This window comes from Phytobacter palmae, assembly GCF_039409775.1.
In the GTDB taxonomy this organism is placed as follows: Bacteria; Pseudomonadota; Gammaproteobacteria; order Enterobacterales; family Enterobacteriaceae; genus Phytobacter; species Phytobacter palmae.
Window position 1 is genome coordinate 329,960 of the sequence record NZ_JBCIVJ010000002.1, and the last position, 17,291, is coordinate 347,250.

The window sequence follows — 17,291 nt, forward strand, 5'->3', positions numbered from 1 at the left end:
TGCTAGCAGACTCTGTGAGTCCGGTCATTGCGGCTACAAATGTTTGCCTTTAGCTCGCTTTGAAGGGATCTTTCTGGTCGTCCTTGCTGTCATCGCGCTTACGGGGTATTTCACCCTGTTTGTTTGGCGCGTCTTTAACATCTTTGGTGCGTTGGTCATCGGACTGGTGATGTGTGGTCATACTTTCCTCCCGTGTTGTTTTATCGAGTATAGACAATCGGGATCGCGAGCCGGAGAAATGGCGAGTCTTCTTCATTCTTACCCTCTCCCTCAAGAGAGAGGGGATCTGTCAGGCACACTCTCTACCCCGGTAAGCGCAGCGCCACCGGGAGCTTACTGTTTCGTAAACAACGCCTTATCACGTAGCACGTGGTCGTTGCCGCGACGGCGGGTAAAACCGATACGGTCAAAATACTCCAGGATCTGAATCGCCAGTTTGCGCCCGACGTTAAGGGTGTCGCGGAAATCCGCCGCGCTGGTAGAACCGTGAATCGGATCGCGGTCACGGATCATACTGGCGAAAGCGACAATCCGATCGTTGCGGTAATAGCGATCTTTGATGATCGCCGTTATCAACCCTTGTTGTGCCGCCTGGCGCAACACACTGCGCATCACCTGCTCATCTGCGCCTGTCTCACGCGCTAAATCACGCACCCACCAGGGTTCGTCGCCAAACAGCGGCTCGGCACGTTGCCAGATGGCAGCCTGCTCGTCGGTAAAGCCCGCTTTATGATCCGGCAGATGCAGCCAGCCATGGTGACTGTGGATCTCGCCGCTGTCGCGCATCTGTTCAATCAGCGTCAGTACCAGCGCTTCATCTTCCATCGGTAACGCCATACGGCGTAAACGCTCACGGCCAGGCCCGGGTTCATCCGCATGCTGATCGTGATATTGCGCAAGTGTGGCGAGCAATTTACGCTGCCAGCCTGCGGCCACTGGCGCACTGAGCAGATTGTCTCCCGCACGGATAAAACCCGGCTCTTCCAGCAACGCCTCAAGCCCGGACTCGTTCAACTGCCGCGCCCAGGCAAATGCCGGAAGGTTCACCGCCCCGCGTTGCAGATGCACGGCCAGCGCCTGCGCATCGCTTTCTGTGGCCGCCAGTGCGCCAATCCACTGTTGATACTCCGGTTTGCGCTTGCCGCGACGCGGTGGGTGCAATGCCACCACGCGGGCGCCCGCCAGCGTCTCACGTGCGGAGATATCCCGCAGCACCAGCCTGTCGTTATCTGCCAGCCATAACGGCGTATCAAGTACCAGCTCCGCCAGATTGTTATCCAGCAACGACACGCGCCCGGTGATATGGCTCGCAGCATGGTGAATATGCAACGGTTGCCACTGTGTCAACGCCGCATGGCTTTGCAGCGCAACAATGACACGCTCCGAAGGTTCGGGAGGCATGACGGAAAGCAGCCAGTCCCCACGAGTCAAATCGTCTTTTTCCGCATCGCCGGCGATATTCAGGGCGATGCGTTGCCCCGCATGCGCCCGCGCGGTCGGCTGATTTTGTGCATGCAGACCCCGCACACGCATCGGCTTATTTACCCCGGTCAACCATAGCGTATCGCCTACCTGCACTTCACCCGACAGCGCGGTTCCGGTGACCACCAGCCCCGCCCCTTTCACCGTAAACGCCCGGTCTAGCGCCAGACGAAAACGTTGATGCTGCGGATGTGCGCGCGCAGGCAGTTGCAGCAAATGTGCGCGCAATTCCTCAATGCCACGCGCTTCGGTTGCCGCGGTCACAAAGAGCGCCGCCTCTTCCCAGCCATAGTCGTTTAACGTCGCCAGGACTTCCTGCCGCACCGCATCAATACGCGCCGCATCCACGCGATCGGCTTTGGTCAGCGCGACGGTCAGCGCCGGGTTGCCGGTCAGTTGCAAAATAGCCAGATGCTCACGGGTTTGTGCCATCACCCCATCGTCACAGGCCACCACCAGTAGCGCATGGTCGATACCGCCAACACCTGCGAGCATATTGGACAGAAATTTCTCGTGTCCCGGCACATCTATAAAGCCCGGCACGCTGCCATCCGGCTGCGGCCAGTAGGCATAGCCAAGATCAATGGTCATACCGCGCGCTTTCTCTTCCGGCAAACGGTCAGCGTTCACGCCGGTAATCGCCTGCAATAATGTCGTTTTGCCGTGGTCGACATGCCCGGCTGTGGCAATAATCATTTCAACAACATCTCCAGAAAACGGGGTTCATTCTCAAGACAACGTAAATCCAGCCATAAGCGGCCATCAGAGATCCGCCCCAGCACCGGCTCTGGCAGGTTACGCCATGTTGCAGCGAGAGCCTCCAGACGACACCCGCTGCCGTCACGCGGGGTGAAGGTCAGCGCGGCGCTGGGCAGCCTGTCCACCGGCAGGGAACCGCTGCCGATTTGTGATAAACAATCCTCTACACGCAGGTCAAACGCATCGTAATGTTCGGCCAGCACCCCGGCAAGCCGCAACGCTTGCTGGCGAATCTCGCCCGGATTGCGCGTGAGTAAACGCAGGGTCGGTAAATTGTCCCGTAGCTTCTCCGGGTGCAGATACAGACGCAGCGTCGCTTCCAGTGCCGCCAGGGTCATTTTATCTGCCCGTAACGCCCGCTTGAGCGGGTGGCGCTGCAACTGCGCGATCAGATCTTTTTTCCCCAGAATAATGCCGGCCTGCGGGCCGCCAAGCAGTTTATCGCCGGAAAAACTCACCAGACTCACCCCGGCGGCAATCAGTTCCTGCGGCATTGGCTCTTTTGGCAAACCATAGAGGCGTAAATCCACCAGCGAGCCGCTACCCAAATCCGCAATTACCGGAACATTCAACTCATCGCCCAGCGCCACCAGCTCAGTTTCGTCTACCGTTTTGGTAAAACCTTCAATGTGATAGTTGCTGGTGTGAACCTTCATCAGTAACGCGGTATTGTCGTTGACCGCCTCGCGATAATCTTTAGCGTGAGTGCGATTGGTGGTGCCGACCTCATGCAGATAACAGCCCGCCTGACGCATCACATCCGGAATACGAAACGCGCCGCCGATTTCCACCAGTTCGCCACGGGAAACCACCACTTCTTTGCCGCTGGCCGTTGCCGCCAGCATCAGCAGAACCGCCGCTGCATTGTTATTGACGATGCAGGCATCCTCCGCGCCTGTCAGGCGACACAGAATATCTGCCAGCGCCTGGTCGCGATGCCCGCGTCCAGCATCATCCAGCGAATACTCCAGCGTCACGGGAGAACGCATCGCCTGTGCGACCGCCTCTATCGCCGCTTCCGCCTGCAACGCACGCCCCAGGTTGGTGTGCAACACGGTGCCCGTCAGGTTGATAACCGAACGCAGCGCGCTGGCATTTTCCTCCAACAAGCGCTGATACGCTGCCTGCGCCCAGTCATTACACCAGGCGGGCACTGCCTGGTGCTGGCGGATGCTATCACGGGCTTCGTCCTGCAACTGGCGCAGCGTCTGCGCCACACGGTTGTGCCCAAATTCGGTCAGTAACAGAGTGAACGCCTCATCACGTAACAGGCGATCGGTTGAGGGGATCTGGCTGTAAAGCGAGTGATTTTCCGTTGTCATGAAATGGCCCGGCTGAGAGTGGCCCCCTCCCGATGGGAGAGGGATTCGACATGGAGGGATTGTACAGCGACTTGATTCAGCCTGACATAACGGGCGTCAATCCTTTGGCGGTTCTGTGCGCGCAAAGCTTTCACGCTGAAAGAGATTTTCCACCATTTTGACCAATTGCGGCCGCTCAACACACCAGCCGGGAGAGACACGGCGGAAATTGAGATAGCTGATGGCGCAGGCAATGGCGATAGTGGCGAGGTTCATCTCATCAATGCGCAATGCCCCTTCGTTGATATAGCTCTCCAGGGTATCGAGGCCCCGATTGATTTTTTCGCGCTGGCGTAAGAGTTCCGTTTCCGATTGCTGGGCCACCGGGCGTGCCTGCTCGCGTACGGAAACCAGCGCCGCATCCATAATCCCGTCCGCCAGTGCTTCAATCTGACGAATTTTCAGCGCAGCTTTACGATCGGCAGGCAGCATCGCCGGAGCGATGCCCAACAGATCGATATATTCGGCAATGATCGGCGAGTCGTACCACACTTCACCTTCATCGGTTACCAGGGCCGGTACTTTTCCCAACGGATTGTAATGCGCCACGCCGTTAATCGCGTTGTAAGGCTGTTCATTTACAAACTCGAAGGTGATGCCCTTCTCCAGGAGGATGACCGATATTTTTCGTACAAAAGGGCTGGTATAGCTGCCGATAAGTTTCATTGCCTTCTCCGCTTCGCCAACAAAACATTAAGTATGTACTACCAGACCAAAGCGCGCGCTGACCATTTCATAAATGTGAAAACTGCTCTGACTATATTGCATTGCGCCTTGCCTTCGAAACAGCGCGGAAAGTGAAAGGGAATTACACAGGCGCGGGCCAGCAAAAACCACAGTTTGCGAGGGATCACACTCGGAAAACTCCTGGCAAAAATATCTTGTGATTTAGATCACAAACAAGAAACAAATCCGCCACTAATAATTGTGATTAACATCACATTAACAGGTGCACAGCGGTGAATTTTTAGCCTTTGTTCTTTTTTTACACATGATTTTTGTGATCATGATCACTTAATTGGATGGTATACCCCCTGCACTAACGTGATCTTAATCACACAAATTGGCACCGTCTGGACAGTTCATCGATTCGGTGCGAGATTTCGCAGCACAGATCATGGGTCCGGCTACCTCTGCCGCCACGTTAACAACAAAACCTCGGGCTTCCGGCCTGTGAGATAGCAAACATAAGAAGGGGTGTTTTATGTCATCCGATATCAAGATCAGAGTGCAAAGCTTTGGTCGCTTCCTCAGCAACATGGTAATGCCAAATATCGGCGCGTTTATCGCGTGGGGTATTATTACCGCATTGTTTATTCCTACAGGATGGTTACCAAACGAAACGCTGGCGAAGCTCGTCGGCCCAATGATTACTTTCCTGCTGCCGCTGCTGATCGGTTTTACCGGTGGTCGTCTGGTGGGTGGCGATCGTGGTGGTGTGGTAGGTGCTATCACCACAATGGGTGTTATCGTCGGTGCTGATATGCCGATGTTCCTTGGTGCAATGGTTGCCGGTCCTCTGGGCGGCCTGTGCATTAAGAAATTCGACGCAGCTGTAGATGGTAAGATCAAATCCGGTTTCGAAATGCTGGTGAATAACTTCTCCGCTGGCATCATCGGTATGATCCTGGCACTGCTGGCGTTTAAAGGTATCGGCCCTGCGGTTGAAGTCCTGTCCAAAGGCCTGGCTGCTGGCGTTAACTTCATGGTGGCGCACGACATGCTGCCGCTGGCGTCCATCTTTGTTGAACCGGCGAAAATCCTGTTCCTCAATAACGCTATCAACCACGGTATCTTCTCGCCGCTGGGTATTCAGCAGTCTCATGACCTCGGCAAGTCTATCTTCTTCCTGATCGAAGCAAACCCGGGTCCGGGGATGGGCGTTCTGATGGCGTACATGTTCTTCGGTCGTGGCAGTGCTCGTCAGTCTGCTGGCGGCGCAGCAATTATCCACTTCCTGGGCGGTATCCATGAAATTTACTTCCCGTATGTGCTGATGAACCCGCGTCTGCTGCTGGCTGTAATCCTCGGCGGTATGACTGGCGTGTTCACGCTGAGCGTGCTGAACGGTGGTCTGGTCTCTCCGGCTTCTCCAGGTTCTATCCTGGCCGTACTGGCAATGACGCCGAAAGGTACTTACTTCGCGAACCTCGCAGCTATTTTCGCCGCGCTGATCGTCTCCTTCGTTATCGCATCTATCCTGCTGAAAACCAGCAAAGTTAAAGAAGAAGATGAAGATATCGAAGCGGCTACCCGTCGTGTACAGGACATGAAAGCACAGTCTAAAGGCGCTACCCCGCTGGCCGCTGGCGACGTGACTAACGACCTGAGCCACGTTCGTAAAATCATCGTTGCGTGTGATGCCGGCATGGGTTCCAGCGCAATGGGCGCAGGTGTGCTGCGTAAAAAAGTTCAGGATGCCGGTCTGACCAACATCTCTGTAACCAACAGCGCTATCAACAGCCTGCCGTCTGATGTTGACCTGGTCATTACGCACCGTGACCTGACCGAGCGCGCTATGCGTCAGGCTCCACAGGCACAGCACATTTCGCTGACCAACTTCCTGGACAGCGGCCTGTATACCAATCTGACTGAACGCCTGGTTGCCGCACAGCGCCACGTGGACAACAGCGTAAAGGTTCAGGCCAGCTTGCAGGATAGCTTTGACGCTGGCGACAGCAACCTGTTCAAGCTGGGTGCAGAAAACGTATTTCTGGGCCGTACTGCAAGCAACAAAGAAGAAGCTATCCGTTTTGCCGGTGAGCAACTGGTCAAAGGCGGTTATGTTCAGCCGGAATACGTTGAGGCAATGCTGGAACGCGAAAAACTGACCCCGACTTACCTGGGCGAGTCCATCGCAGTACCGCACGGCACCGTTGAAGCGAAAGATCGCGTGCTGAAAACCGGCGTAGTATTCTGCCAGTATCCGCAAGGCGTCCGTTTCGGCGAAGAAGAGGACGATATTGCCCGTCTGGTTATCGGTATCGCCGCTCGTAACAATGAGCACGTTCAGGTGATTACCAGCCTGACCAACGCACTGGATGATGAATCCGTTATCGAACGTCTGGCAACGACCAGCAGCGTTGAAGAAGTACTGGCGCTGCTGAAAGCATAACCCTGGCCCCGGATGCGGCTCCGCCCTATCCGGGCAACCTTCCCTCTCCCTTTGGGGAGAGGGTTAGGGTGAGGAGAATTTTACGTGGTTCCTCACCCCAGCCCTCTCGGGTAAAAACATTGATTAAGGTTAATTCTATGAAAGCATTACATTTTGGCGCAGGTAATATCGGACGTGGCTTCATCGGCAAATTGCTGGCTGACGCGGGGATTACGCTGACATTCGCCGATGTTAATCAGGTGGTTCTCGACGCCCTTAATGCCCGTCATAGCTATCAGGTCCATGTCGTTGGTGAAAACGAGCAGGTTGATACCGTTTCCGGCGTCAACGCGGTGAGCAGCATTGGCGACGATGTGGTTGAGCTGATTGCCTCTGTTGATCTGGTGACAACTGCCGTTGGTCCGGTTGTTCTGGAGCGTATCGCTCCGGCCATCGCCAAAGGCCTGGCAAAACGTAAAGCGCAGGGCACAGAAGCACCGCTTAATATCATCGCCTGTGAGAACATGGTGCGCGGCACCTCTCAGTTAAAAGGCCATGTGTTCAACGCGCTGGCAGCAGAAGATAAAGCGTGGGTTGAAGCCCATGTCGGCTTCGTGGATTCCGCCGTAGACCGCATTGTTCCACCTTCTGCATCTGCCACAAACGATCCGCTGGAAGTGACCGTAGAAACCTTTAGCGAATGGATTGTCGACAAAACCCAGTTTGTTGGCGATCTGCCAACTATCCCGGGCATGGAATTAACCGACAATCTGATGGCGTTTGTTGAACGCAAGCTCTTCACGTTAAACACCGGGCATGCTATAACCGCGTACCTTGGACAACAGACCGGTCACCAGACCATTCGCGACGCCATTCTGGATGATAGCATCCGTGCAGTGGTGAAAGGCGCAATGGAAGAGAGTGGCGCGGTGCTGATCAAGCGCTACGGCTTCGATGCTGCCAAACACGCCGCGTATATCGAAAAAATCCTTGGTCGTTTTGAGAACCCATACCTGAAAGATGATGTTGAGCGCGTAGGCCGTCAGCCGCTGCGTAAATTGAGCGCCGGCGATCGCCTGATCAAGCCGCTGCTCGGCACGCTGGAGTATGGTTTGCCGCACGCGAACCTGGTAAAAGGTATCGCCGCTGCCATGCATTACCGCAGTGAACAAGATCCGCAGGCGCAGGAATTAGCGACCTTAATCGAAGAAAAAGGCCCACAGGCCGCGCTGGTACAGATCTCCGGTCTGGACGCAGCAAGCGACGTGGTAGCCGAAGCTGTTAACGCATACAACGCAAAGGCATGATGCCGAGTTTGGCGCGGGACATCCCGCGCCTGTTAACAAGATTGTCAGATATGCAGGCAATGATGGAACTAACACAGGCTTTCGAAAACCGTGTGCTCGAGCGTCTGAATGCTGGCAAAACCGTACGAAGCTTTTTGATTGCCGCCGTCGAGTTGTTGACTGAGGCGGTAAATATCCTGGTGCTTCAGGTCTTCCGCAAAGACGACTATGCAGTGAAATACGCTGTAGAGCCGTTGCTTGACGGAGATGGGCCGCTGGGCAATTTGTCCGTGCGCTTAAAGCTGATTTATGGCCTTGGCGTAATCAGTCGGCATGAGTATGAAGATGCGGAATTGTTGATGGCGTTACGTGAAGAACTGAATCACGACGGCACAGAATACGCTTTTACGGATGATGAAATCCTGGGGCCATTTGGCGAACTGCATTGCGTGGTGGCGCTGCCTGCAACGCCACCTTTTGATACCAGTGACCCCGACCTGTTCGCTATGCAAAAACAGCGTTACCAACAGGTCGTTCGTTCAACCATGGTGCTTTCCCTGACTGAGCTGATTTCCCGCATCAGCCTGAAAAAAGCATTTCAGAAATAAGCTCGCCGGGTTTAGCTGCCGGTTGATGTCTCTTCTTCATGAACACACGCAGGCCGGTAAAGCTGGCGATAATGTTCCAGCCGTTCACGGTACATATCGACTTTATCTGTGGGAATATCGTCAGGAACACGGTCTTGCTTACGCTGATGCGCCAGGTACTCACGGAACGCCTGGCTTGAAGCCATAAAATCGATCGCTTTATCGATGATCTGTGGGGTGTTGTCACCTAATTTAGCCATTTTCTCCTCTCCTTTTCGCCCAACCGTAAAACTAAGATGGACCTGCATGCGGGATACTTTTAGTGTTTCCGTGCTTTTCTGGGGTTGTTCGCCGCAATGCGGTATCCTTATATTTTAATCAGCAGAAACACATTCCTATGAAAGAAGTTGAAAAGAACGAAATTAAACGCCTTAGCGATCGTCTGGACGCTATCCGTCACCAGCAGGCCGGTTTGTCACTGGTAGAGTCCGCCGAGAAATACGCGGAGCTGGAGAAAGAAAAAGAGACTATCGAAACTGAAATCGAACGTCTGCGTGGCCAGTACAGCCAGAAACTCAGCAAAGAAGCCCAAAAACTGGTGAGCATGCCGTTCAAGCGCGCCATCACCAAAAAAGAGCAGGCCGATCTGGGTAAGCTGAAAAAAAGCGTGCGGGGCATTGTTGTCGTGCATCCCATGACCGCTCTGGGCCGCGAAATGGGCCTCAAAGAGATGACTGGCTTCGCGAAAAGCGAGTTTTGATCCCCTCCCCTCTGCCAACAGAGGGGCAATTATTTTGTTTTACGCCAAAGTGGCCCTACCACCTTACGCATTAATGCGTGCCATTTCACACCCTTCAAAATCACATAAAATTAACATTGCCATTACAAAGCAGCCAATTAACCTAGTCTGTAGGATCAAGCGCTGCCGCTGACTGGCAGTACCACTTTTACACAACATACAGGTGGCGAGGCACATCATGACCGCGATAGCTGAACGTCTTTCTGAAGATGTTGCACGGCGAATCCGAACACTTATCCGCGACAGAGGGCTGGAAGCCGGTATGCGATTACCGTCTGAGCGTCAGCTCGCGATACAGCTTGGTGTGTCACGTAATTGCCTGCGCGAAGCCATCGCCAGACTCATCAGTGAAGGCGTTTTGCTAAGCCGTCACGGCGGCGGCACGTTCGTGCGCTGGCAGCATGAGGCATGGTCGGAGCAGAACATCGTGCAGCCGTTAAAAGTGCTGCTCGAAGATGACCCGGATTACAGTTTCGATATCCTCGAAGCGCGTCACGCCATTGAGGGGAGTACCGCCTGGCACGCTGCGCTGCGCGCCACCCATGCCGATAAAGAAAAGATTCGTCTGTGTTTTGAGGCCACCCTGGCCGAGGATCCGGATCTGGCCTCTCAGGCGGACGTCCGTTTTCACCTGGCGATAGCCGAGGCGTCGCACAATATCGTACTGCTACAGACCATGCGCGGCTTTTTCGATTTGCTGCAAAGCTCGGTAAAACAGAGCCGTCAGCGAATGTACCAGGTTCCGCCAGTCTTTACGCAACTCACCGGACAGCACCGCGAAATTATGGACGCCATTTTCGCCGCAGACGCCGGGGGCGCCCGCAAAGCGATGATGGCGCACCTTGGTTTTGTTCACACCACGATTCGTCAATTTGATGAAGACCTGGCCCGCCGCGCACGCATCACCCGTTTGCCTGGCGAGCAACTGACTTTTGCCCAGGGAGATAAAGATGATCATTTCCGCAGCCAGTGACTACCGCGCGGCCGCACAACGCATTCTGCCCCCCTTTCTATTCCACTACATCGACGGCGGCGCCTATGCGGAATATACGCTGCGCCGCAATGTGGAAGACCTGGGGCAGGTAGCTCTACGCCAGCGCGTACTGAAAAATATGTCAGCGCTGAGCACGGAGACCACCCTCTTTGGCGAGAAACTGACTATGCCGGTTGCGCTCGCCCCGGTGGGGTTATGTGGCATGTACGCGCGCCGGGGAGAAGTCCAGGCGGCAGGAGCGGCGGATGCGAAAGGCATCCCGTTTACCTTATCGACCGTATCCGTTTGTCCGATTGAAGAGGTAGCGCCGACCATCCAACGCCCAATGTGGTTCCAGTTGTATGTCCTGCGCGATCGCGGATTTATGCGCAACGCACTGGAGCGCGCCAAAGCGGCGGGTTGTTCCACGCTGGTCTTTACTGTCGATATGCCAACGCCAGGGGCGCGATACCGCGACGCGCATTCCGGCATGAGTGGTCAAAACGCCGCATTGCGCCGGTACTGGCAGGCCGTGACGCATCCACAATGGGCCTGGGATGTGGGGCTCAACGGTCGTCCTCACGATCTGGGGAATATCTCCACTTATCTGGGCAAACCGACAGGACTGGAAGATTACATTGGCTGGCTGGCGAATAATTTTGATCCCTCCATCTCCTGGAAAGACCTTGAGTGGATCCGTGAGTTTTGGGATGGTCCGATGGTGATCAAGGGGATCCTCGATCCCGAAGATGCGCGGGACGCGGTGCGCTTTGGCGCAGACGGGATTGTGGTCTCTAACCACGGCGGACGTCAGCTTGATGGCGTGCTCTCTTCCGCCCGTGCCTTACCCGCCATTGCCGATGCGGTGAAAGGCGATATCGCGATTCTGGCTGACAGTGGCATTCGCAACGGGCTGGACGTCGTGCGAATGATTGCGCTGGGCGCAGACACGGTACTGCTGGGGCGTGCGTATCTCTACGCCCTGGCGACGCATGGCCGCGCCGGTGTCGCTAATCTTCTGAACTTAATCGAAAAAGAGATGCGGGTAGCGATGACCCTGACCGGGGCGAAATCCATCAGTGAGATCAGTAAAGACTCGCTGGTGCAGGAGCTGACTAAAACTCCTGCGGCGCTGGCTCCATTGTCGCAGGGGGATGCAGCGTAAGTAAGTGCGACCTGGTCCCCTCCCCCCTTTCAGCGAGACGGCCGGGTGAGGGCCAGGAAAAATTCTGCTATCCTGCCCCCGCTATCAAGGGGGCAGCATGTTAAATATCGTTTTATTCGAACCAGAAATCCCGCCGAATACCGGGAACATCATCCGCTTATGCGCTAACACCGGCTTTCGCCTGCATATCATCGAACCCATGGGGTTTACCTGGGATGATAAACGCCTGCGTCGTGCCGGGCTGGATTACCATGAGTTTGCCGCCGTACAGCGCCATCATGATTACGCAGCCTTTATGGAGTCTGAACAGCCGGAACGTCTGTTTGCTCTTACCACCAAAGGGACACCAGCGCACAGCGCGGTGAACTATCAGGACGGGGATTTTCTGATGTTTGGCCCGGAAACGCGTGGATTACCGGCGTCAATCCTGGATGTATTACCGCCGCAGCAAAAAATCCGTATTCCGATGATGCCGGACAGCCGCAGCATGAACTTGTCCAATGCGGTGTCGGTGGTGGTGTATGAAGCCTGGCGCCAGCTGGGATATCCTGGCGCGGTACTCAGAAGTTAACCGTTACTCTGGGGCGTTCCCGGCGCAGCCATATTGAACACGGACTGCGCGCAAACATTCGAGCGTACACGTAGTACATGAAGATGGTGAGCACAGCCCAGGTTCAAGGTGGCAATTGAAACAGCCCGAGAATCAGATCCCGTCGCCGTACTCAAACCCGTGATTAATCCCGTTGAAATGCTGATCCATATCCATCGCGGGTTTGTCTGATTCCGGCTTGCCGACAATGCGCGCCGGAACGCCTGCGGCAGTGGTGTGCGGCGGAACAGGTTGCAACACCACGGAGCCTGCGCCGATTTTCGCGCCGCGACCCACTTCGATATTGCCGAGGATTTTCGCTCCGGCGCCAATCATTACCCCTTCACGGATTTTCGGGTGGCGGTCGCCGCTGGTTTTGCCAGTACCGCCCAGCGTCACCGACTGCAGAATCGACACATCGTCTTCAATCACTGCGGTTTCACCCACCACAATGCCTGTGGCATGGTCGAGCATGATGCCGCGTCCGATTTTGGCCGCCGGGTGGATATCCACCTGGAACGATACTGAAACCTGGTTTTGCAGGAAAATGGCCAGCGCGCGGCGCCCCTGGTTCCACAGCCAGTGGCCGATGCGGTACGCCTGTAGCGCGTGAAAGCCTTTCAGATACAAAAGCGGCGTGGAGTATTTATCCACCGCTGGATCGCGAGTACGCACCGCCTGAATATCGCAGGCCGCGGAGGCGATCATCTCCGGGTCAGCGGCGTAGGCTTCTTCTACCACTTCACGAATGGCGATGGCAGGCATAATGGGAGACGCCAGCTTGTTTGCCAGCATATAGCTCAGCGCGCTGCCCAGGTTTTCATGCTTGAGTAACGTTGCGTGGTAAAAACTGGCCAGCATCGGCTCACAGTCCGCCAGCGCCCGGGCTTCGGCTTTAATATTATTCCAGACGATATCCAGTTCTTCACACGGCATTGCTTACTCCAGACGTAATAAGTTCAGCCAGTCACTGCTTAACTGGCTGAGGACATAAACACAAAATCATTCTTGCTGCGTCGCGACGGCGAAGCTGTAACCCCCCGGAGATTACATAAGTAAGTGACCGGGGACGCAGCGGAAGCCAACAAACAGGCAACATGAAGGATGAAGTGCGTGCTAAATACTGCTGCGCTCGTCCTTGCGCGCACGACCTAATAAAGTCAATGCTGCCTCGCGCGCATTTTTTCCGCAATACAATACCTGATAAATTTCCTCGGTTATTGGCATTTCAACACCAAACCGATGCGCCAGAGCGCGAACTTCTTTGGTATTGCGGTAACCTTCAACGACCTGACCAATCTGGTCCTGTGCCGTTTGCACGTCCATCCCCTGCCCCAGCGCCATACCAAAACGACGGTTGCGCGACTGGTTATCGGTACAGGTCAGCACCAGGTCCCCTAAACCCGCCATGCCCATGAAAGTGGCAGGATCGGCGCCCAGCGCCGCGCCAAGACGCGACATTTCGGTCAAACCGCGGGTGATAAGCGCCGTTCGGGCGTTTGCGCCAAAACCGATGCCGTCCGACATCCCTGCACCAATGGCAATGACGTTTTTCACCGCGCCGCCAAGCTGCACGCCAACGAAATCCGGATTGCTATAGACGCGGAAGCTTTTACCACAATGCAGCAGTTGCTGGAGGTCATCGGCAAACACCGGGTCAGTCGACGCCAGAGAAATCGCCGTTGGCAGACCTGCCGCCAGCTCCTTCGCGAAGGTCGGTCCGGAGATAACCGCCAGAGGAATCGCATCGCCCAATACTTCACGCGCGACGTCCTGCAACAGGCGTCCCGTCTCGGCTTCAAGACCTTTAGTGGCCCAGACAATGCGCGCATCGCTGCGCATCAGCGGTTTAATCTGCTGTAAAACATTGCCAAAGACATGGCTTGGTACGACCACGAGAATGTTACGACTGGCCGCAAGAGCGGAAGCGAGATCGCTTTCCAGCGCGAGCGTATCAGGAAAAGGCACATCAGGAAGGAAAGCGGCGTTACAACGGTCATGCTGTAAGGTCGCAATATGTTTCGGGTCATGGCCCCAGAGAACAACCTGGTGGCCGTTTCTTGCCAGTGTGATGGCAAGAGCGGTGCCGTAAGAGCCGGCACCGATCACAGTCATTTCAGCATTGCGTGCGTTCATCAGGCATCCTGATGTTGTTCAGCACCTTCGCCAGCCTGCTGCTGCAGATAGTTCATGAACAGCGCATCAAAGTTCACCGGCGCAAGGTTCAGTTGCGGGAAAGTACCGCGGGAAACCAGGCTGGTGATGCACTCACGCGCGTAAGGGAACAGGATGTTCGGGCAATACGCACCGAGGCAATGCGCCAGCTGATTACCTTCGATACCGTCAATGGAGAAGATACCGCCTTGCTGTACTTCGCACAGGAAGCCCGTTTCTTCACCCAGGGAAGCGGTAACGGTAACACGCAGTACCACTTCATAAACGCCTTCAGCCAGCTGAGTGGATGCAGTATCCAGATCCAGTTTCACTTCCGGCTGCCAGTCCTTCTGAAACACATGCGGAGCATTCGGTGCTTCGAAAGAGATATCTTTAGTGTAGATGCGTTGAATCTGGAAAGTCATTTCCGTGTTGTTTTGTTCAGACATGTCTAAAACCCTTAAGTGTTGTCCTTAATACGCTTTATTCTTCAGGCTGCCTCTGTTTGTCGGCCTTGACGCAACGTGAATCACTTCGTCTATGCATTAACGCAACAGCGGATCGAGTCCACCGCGCGCGTCGAGCGCATATAAATCATCACAGCCGCCAATGTGCTGCACATCAATAAAAATCTGCGGTACCGTCGTACGACCACTACGTTTAATCATCTCTTCGCGTTTAACCGCGTCGCCATCTATCGGCAGCTCTTCAAAAGAAACGCCTTTGCTGCTCAGCAGCGCTTTTGCGCGATGGCAAAACGGGCAGGTTGCTTTGGTGTAGATCTCAATATTGGCCATGACTGTTCCTCTGAATATTACTTACCGCGTACCAGCGGAAGATTCTCGCCGCTCCAGCCTGCGATGCCTTCTTTGAGCACGAAAACTTGCTCGAAACCGGCCTTGATCAGTGCGTTTGCAGGTTCCTGAGCCTGCATCCCGGAGCCGTCCACGACGATAACCGGTTTGCTTTTGTGTTTCTCAAGCTCACCTACATTATTGGCCTTGATTTCGGTTGGCAGCAAATTCACGGAGCCTGCGATATGACCTTTTCGGAAATCATCGCGCTGGCGCAAGTCTACGACAACAGCATCTTCTTTGTTGATCAGACGCGTTGCCTCACCACGGGTGATCACTTTCACTTTCGATGCGAGGCTTTTAAACGTCATGAACAGCACCGCCCCCAGTAATACAATCCAGGCGAGGCAAAGTACGGGGTGGCGACTAACAAATTGCATAATTTCTTGCATGGGGGGTAACAGCTCCCGAATCAATGAGTAAAAACCAGGAAAGGAGTATACCTGTGCGGTGTAGCAAATACAGCCAGCGAGCGTAATGGAATGCATTTTCTGCGGACTGTTACGAAAAAAAATCATCAACGCCGTAAAATCCTCACCTCCTGCGGCGGTATTCTTTGATCTTCTGCGGCTATTTTATCGATTCAGCTGTAGTAAAATTACGCAAATTTTTCGTCTTTGAGCATGAGGTTGTCGCAATGTCGGTTTCTAAAAAACCTATGGTACTGGTGATCCTGGATGGCTATGGCTACCGCGAAGAGCAGCAGGATAACGCAATTTACAGCGCAAAAACTCCCGTTATGGACGCCTTGTGGGCCAAACGTCCGCATACTCTGATTGACGCTTCTGGTCTGGAAGTCGGTCTGCCAGATCGCCAGATGGGTAACTCCGAAGTTGGGCACGTCAACCTGGGTGCAGGCCGCATCGTATATCAGGATTTGACCCGTCTGGATGTTGAAATTAAAGAGCGCACTTTTTTCAGCAATCCGGTGCTGGCGGGCGCGGTTGATAAAGCCGTTGCTGCGGGCAAAGCCGTTCACATCATGGGCCTGCTGTCTGCCGGCGGCGTTCACAGCCATGAAGACCATATCCTGGCAATGGTCGAGCTGGCCGCTGAGCGCGGTGCAGAAAAAATCTACCTGCACGCATTCCTGGATGGCCGCGATACACCACCGCGTAGCGCTGAATCGTCACTGAAACGTTTTGAAGACAAATTTGCCGCACTGGGTAAAGGCCGTGTGGCATCCATCATTGGTCGTTACTACGCAATGGACCGCGACAACCGCTGGGATCGCGTAGAACAAGCCTATGATTTGATGACGCTGGCAAAAGGTGAATTCCAGTTTGCGAGCGCCGTTGAAGGTCTGGCTGCGGCCTATGCCCGCGACGAAAACGACGAATTCGTGAAAGCCACCGTGATCCGCGCTGAAGGTCAGGCCGATGCCGCAATGGAAAACGGCGACGCGCTGATTTTCATGAACTTCCGTGCAGACCGCGCGCGCGAAATCACCCGCGCATTCGTGAACAGCGATTTCGATGGTTTCGCCCGTAAAAAAGTGGTCGACCTCGATTTTGTTATGTTGACCGAATATGCCGCAGACATCAAAACCGCCGTTGCATACCCGCCAGCCTCTCTGGCGAATACCTTCGGCGAATGGATGGCGAAGAAAGACAAAACGCAGTTGCGTATCTCTGAAACGGAAAAATATGCACACGTAACGTTCTTCTTCAACGGCGGCGTTGAAGAGCCGTTCCCGGGCGAAGATCGCATTTTGATTAACTCTCCGAAAGTGGCAACGTACGATCTGCAGCCGGAAATGAGCTCCGCAGAGCTGACAGAAAAACTGGTGAGCGCTATCACCAGCGGTAAGTACGACACCATCATTTGTAACTACCCGAACGGCGATATGGTCGGTCACACCGGTGTGATGGAAGCGGCAATCAAAGCAGTTGAAGCGCTGGATCACTGTATTGAGCAGGTAACCAAAGCGGTGGAATCCGTTGGGGGTCAGTTGCTGATCACCGCCGACCACGGTAACGCTGAGCAGATGCGCGACCCGGCAACCGGCCAGGCGCACACTGCCCATACCAACCTGCCAGTCCCGTTGATTTACGTTGGTGATAAAGCGCTGAAAGCTGTCGAAGGTGGCAAACTTTCCGATATCGCACCGACTATGTTGACTCTGATGGGCATGGAAATCCCGAAAGAGATGACTGGTAAGCCGCTGTTCATCGTGGAATAATCGCTC

18 protein-coding genes are annotated in these 17,291 nt (G+C 54.8%); 8 read left to right on the top strand and 10 right to left on the bottom strand.

The window, feature by feature from the left end; genetic code table 11:
- Window positions 1-49 precede the first annotated feature (49 nt).
- The 4 genes from AAIG39_RS04170 to AAIG39_RS04185 all read right to left on the bottom strand — a co-directional run bounded on the left by AAIG39_RS04170 (window position 50) and on the right by AAIG39_RS04185 (window position 4,268).
- Window positions 50-181 carry a hypothetical protein gene (locus AAIG39_RS04170; protein ID WP_249569527.1) on the bottom strand — a complete coding sequence of 44 codons (132 nt, stop codon included), beginning with the start codon at window positions 179-181 and terminating at the stop codon, window positions 50-52.
- Between the two features lie 152 nt (window positions 182-333).
- Window positions 334-2,178: a selenocysteine-specific translation elongation factor gene (gene selB, locus AAIG39_RS04175; RefSeq protein ID WP_343193253.1), complete on the bottom strand. Its 1,845-nt coding sequence runs from the start codon at window positions 2,176-2,178 to the stop codon at window positions 334-336.
- Window positions 2,175-3,563 carry an L-seryl-tRNA(Sec) selenium transferase gene (gene selA, locus AAIG39_RS04180; RefSeq protein ID WP_343193254.1) on the bottom strand — a complete coding sequence of 463 codons (1,389 nt, stop codon included), beginning with the start codon at window positions 3,561-3,563 and terminating at the stop codon, window positions 2,175-2,177. The genes selB and selA overlap by 4 nt, the downstream gene beginning before the upstream one ends.
- Before the next feature lie 96 nt (window positions 3,564-3,659).
- The gene (locus AAIG39_RS04185; protein ID WP_249569530.1) at window positions 3,660-4,268 is read right to left on the bottom strand and encodes a glutathione S-transferase; all 609 of its coding nucleotides are present in this window, start codon (window positions 4,266-4,268) and stop codon (window positions 3,660-3,662) included.
- Between the two features lie 538 nt (window positions 4,269-4,806).
- On the opposite strand from AAIG39_RS04185, the gene AAIG39_RS04190 reads away from it, so the two are divergent.
- The 3 genes from AAIG39_RS04190 (at window position 4,807) to mtlR (ending at window position 8,590) form a co-directional block, all read left to right on the top strand.
- Complete coding sequence (locus AAIG39_RS04190; RefSeq protein ID WP_090083636.1) at window positions 4,807-6,717, top strand: PTS mannitol transporter subunit IICBA; 1,911 nt, start codon at window positions 4,807-4,809, stop codon at window positions 6,715-6,717.
- Between the two features lie 137 nt (window positions 6,718-6,854).
- Window positions 6,855-8,003: a mannitol-1-phosphate 5-dehydrogenase gene (gene mtlD, locus AAIG39_RS04195; protein WP_249569531.1), complete on the top strand. Its 1,149-nt coding sequence runs from the start codon at window positions 6,855-6,857 to the stop codon at window positions 8,001-8,003.
- Window positions 8,003-8,590, top strand: a complete 588-nt coding sequence (mtlR, locus tag AAIG39_RS04200; protein ID WP_090083633.1) for a mannitol operon repressor MtlR — start codon at window positions 8,003-8,005, stop codon at window positions 8,588-8,590. The genes mtlD and mtlR overlap by 1 nt, the downstream gene beginning before the upstream one ends.
- Window positions 8,591-8,601: 11 nt before the next feature.
- Here the strand turns inward: mtlR and AAIG39_RS04205 are convergent, their stop codons facing one another.
- The gene (locus AAIG39_RS04205) at window positions 8,602-8,829 is read right to left on the bottom strand and encodes a hypothetical protein (protein WP_090083631.1); all 228 of its coding nucleotides are present in this window, start codon (window positions 8,827-8,829) and stop codon (window positions 8,602-8,604) included.
- 137 nt (window positions 8,830-8,966) lie between these two features.
- Here AAIG39_RS04205 and AAIG39_RS04210 point away from each other — a divergent pair, with 137 nt between their 5' ends.
- From AAIG39_RS04210 to trmL, 4 genes are all read left to right on the top strand, one after another.
- Window positions 8,967-9,329, top strand: a complete 363-nt coding sequence (locus tag AAIG39_RS04210; RefSeq protein WP_090083629.1) for a YibL family ribosome-associated protein — start codon at window positions 8,967-8,969, stop codon at window positions 9,327-9,329.
- A gap of 217 nt (window positions 9,330-9,546) precedes the next feature.
- A complete protein-coding gene (gene lldR / locus AAIG39_RS04215; protein ID WP_343193255.1) occupies window positions 9,547-10,341 on the top strand; it encodes a transcriptional regulator LldR in 795 nt (264 codons plus the stop codon).
- Window positions 10,319-11,506, top strand: coding sequence for an FMN-dependent L-lactate dehydrogenase LldD (lldD, locus tag AAIG39_RS04220; RefSeq protein WP_249569533.1), 1,188 nt, complete (start codon window positions 10,319-10,321; stop codon window positions 11,504-11,506). Before lldR ends, lldD begins: the two co-directional genes overlap by 23 nt.
- A 97-nt stretch (window positions 11,507-11,603) precedes the next feature.
- The gene (gene trmL / locus AAIG39_RS04225) at window positions 11,604-12,077 is read left to right on the top strand and encodes a tRNA (uridine(34)/cytosine(34)/5-carboxymethylaminomethyluridine(34)-2'-O)-methyltransferase TrmL (RefSeq protein WP_090083625.1); all 474 of its coding nucleotides are present in this window, start codon (window positions 11,604-11,606) and stop codon (window positions 12,075-12,077) included.
- A 132-nt stretch (window positions 12,078-12,209) separates the two neighbouring features.
- Here trmL and cysE read toward each other — a convergent pair whose 3' ends face one another.
- From cysE to AAIG39_RS04250, 5 genes are all read right to left on the bottom strand, one after another.
- Window positions 12,210-13,031 (bottom strand): serine O-acetyltransferase, encoded by an 822-nt coding sequence (gene cysE / locus AAIG39_RS04230; RefSeq protein WP_047372612.1) that lies wholly within the window; start codon window positions 13,029-13,031, stop codon window positions 12,210-12,212.
- 180 nt (window positions 13,032-13,211) lie between these two features.
- Entirely contained in the window at window positions 13,212-14,231 is a 1,020-nt protein-coding gene (gpsA, locus tag AAIG39_RS04235) for an NAD(P)H-dependent glycerol-3-phosphate dehydrogenase (RefSeq protein WP_090083623.1), read from the bottom strand.
- Complete coding sequence (gene secB, locus AAIG39_RS04240; protein WP_090083622.1) at window positions 14,231-14,698, bottom strand: protein-export chaperone SecB; 468 nt, start codon at window positions 14,696-14,698, stop codon at window positions 14,231-14,233. Before secB ends, gpsA begins: the two co-directional genes overlap by 1 nt.
- Before the next feature lie 96 nt (window positions 14,699-14,794).
- Window positions 14,795-15,046, bottom strand: a complete 252-nt coding sequence (grxC, locus tag AAIG39_RS04245) for a glutaredoxin 3 (RefSeq protein WP_343193256.1) — start codon at window positions 15,044-15,046, stop codon at window positions 14,795-14,797.
- 17 nt (window positions 15,047-15,063) lie between these two features.
- The gene (locus AAIG39_RS04250) at window positions 15,064-15,495 is read right to left on the bottom strand and encodes a rhodanese-like domain-containing protein (RefSeq protein ID WP_090084078.1); all 432 of its coding nucleotides are present in this window, start codon (window positions 15,493-15,495) and stop codon (window positions 15,064-15,066) included.
- Between the two features lie 245 nt (window positions 15,496-15,740).
- Here AAIG39_RS04250 and gpmM point away from each other — a divergent pair, with 245 nt between their 5' ends.
- On the top strand, window positions 15,741-17,285 hold the full coding sequence (gpmM, locus tag AAIG39_RS04255; protein WP_249569534.1) for a 2,3-bisphosphoglycerate-independent phosphoglycerate mutase: 1,545 nt from the start codon (window positions 15,741-15,743) through the stop codon (window positions 17,283-17,285).
- Window positions 17,286-17,291 lie beyond the last annotated feature (6 nt).